Genomic DNA, 1,180 nt, shown 5'->3' with positions numbered 1-1,180 from the left:
GCCCGGGCCATCGCGGTCTGGGCGGCGCTGAGCGCGGCGGGCACACCGTCGAGCGCGGTCTGAGCACCGGCGAGGACGTGCTGCGCATCGCCGAGAGCGCCCTGCGCACTGCCGAGCGTGCCCTGGGCTCCCGACACTATGCCGTGCACTCCGTCGAGCGCGGGGGAGAGGACGCCGGCGGTCGCGGCATCGCTGCCCGGAACCCCGCCGCCACCCGGCACGCCACCGCCCAGCGGGGCGCCGGTCTGCTCGAATTCCTTGCGGGACAACGCGAATTCCGGCGGCTCGAACGGCGCCACATCGGCGGGCAGGCCGCCCAGCACCAGGTCCGGAAGTGAGCCGGGGGAGAGGAGGGGCATGCTGTCTGCTCCCGTCGTGGGGATGACCGGACCGGTGGCGGGGTGGAGGCCGATGACACCCGAATCGCCCAGCACTCCCGAATCGCCGCGGACTCCGGAACCGATCGGGCTCATACCTGCTCGCCGATCTGTCCCGCGACATTGTTCAGACCCCCGGCGAACTCGGAGTCGGTGGCGTCGTAGGTGGCCGCGGAGCCGAAGGCGGCCTGGCCGAGCTTGCCGAAGCGGGCGGAGAGGGCGTTGATGTCGCGATCGTGCAGGAGTTCGGCGACCGCGAAGCTGGCCAGGAAGTCCGCGCCGATGAGTCCGAAGACCGGGGTCATGGCCGCGACATGCGAGACGGTGTCGAGGCCGCCCTGCGCGGCGATGTCGGCGGCGACGCCGTCATTGGTCGTGGCGAACGCGCGAACCGCACCGGTGTCGACCGAGAGATCGGCCATGTCAATGCCCCCCAATCGTCGTGAACATGCGGAGCCGAATATAACCCATCGATCGTCCAGCCGGGCGTGGTGCCGGTCGCATCGCCGCACTTCGCACCCCCTGTCCGGATCGGAATGTGACCGTGGTTGCAAATTAGAACAAGTTCTATATTCTCGTCATCATGAAGGTCGCAGTCACCGGCGCTGCCGGGTTCCTTGGCACCAATTTGCTTCGCCTGCTTACGGATCGCGGTCACGAGGTGACTGCCATCGACCGCGTCGCCGGTGCCACTCAGCCCGGCGTCACGTGGGTCAACGGCGATGTCCTCGATCCGGCGTCCATGCGCTCCGCCCTAGACGGGGCCGAGGTGGTCTACCACCTCGTGGCGCTCATCACCCTCG

General features: G+C 69.1%; 2 protein-coding genes and 1 pseudogene. 1 reads left to right on the top strand and 2 read right to left on the bottom strand.

Going from position 1 to position 1,180, the window contains the following annotated elements; translation table 11 throughout:
• A pseudogene (locus tag ACWELQ_RS46040) lies at window positions 1-473 on the bottom strand (hypothetical protein); the annotation flags it as partial.
• On the bottom strand, window positions 470-799 hold the full coding sequence (locus ACWELQ_RS46035) for a type VII secretion target (protein ID WP_452403250.1): 330 nt from the start codon (window positions 797-799) through the stop codon (window positions 470-472). The pseudogene ACWELQ_RS46040 and the gene ACWELQ_RS46035, both read right to left, overlap by 4 nt.
• A 161-nt stretch (window positions 800-960) precedes the next feature.
• Between ACWELQ_RS46035 and ACWELQ_RS46030 the strand changes: the two genes are divergently transcribed.
• Window positions 961-1,180 (top strand): NAD-dependent epimerase/dehydratase family protein (locus ACWELQ_RS46030; protein WP_452403249.1); only part of this gene is annotated, 220 nt, incomplete at its 3' end.

The organism is Nocardia sp. NPDC004722, assembly GCF_053601505.1.
Note: the sequence above shows the minus strand (reverse complement) of the source record. Positions and strands in the feature narration are given on the sequence as shown.